The sequence below is a fragment of the Herbaspirillum sp. WGmk3 genome (assembly GCF_023952535.1).
In the GTDB taxonomy this organism is placed as follows: domain Bacteria; phylum Pseudomonadota; class Gammaproteobacteria; order Burkholderiales; family Burkholderiaceae_D; genus Herbaspirillum; species Herbaspirillum huttiense.
This window is the reverse complement of the sequence record NZ_JAKYWT010000171.1, coordinates 1-233: the sequence shown is the minus strand read 5'-3', so window position 1 is coordinate 233 and position 233 is coordinate 1. Positions and strand designations below refer to the sequence as shown.

Sequence of the window (233 nt, the reverse complement as noted above, 5' to 3'; positions counted from 1 at the left end):
ACTGAGACCCACGCCATCCTCCGGGCCGACTGCACCGCGGCGCTCGCTCTCACCGTGGAGTTCGTGCGCGGGCTGCTCGAGGGCAGGAGTCTGCTGGAGGAGGACGCGCTGGTGGAGGCCATCATCGATCGGTACCACGGGTCCTCTCAGCGGGCCATGACCGCCGCCGTGCGGAGCGCCGCTGCGAAGTACCGCGACCTGGTCGACGGCTCTGCCAGGACAACTGCATAACC

Annotated in this window: 1 protein-coding gene; it reads left to right on the top strand. The window is 69.1% G+C overall.

Annotated features, from left to right (window positions below; genetic code table 11):
- Positions 1-231 (top strand): DUF3870 domain-containing protein (locus MKD49_RS26345; protein WP_252697782.1); only part of this gene is annotated, 231 nt, incomplete at its 5' end.
- Between the last annotated feature and the right edge of the window lie 2 nt (positions 232-233).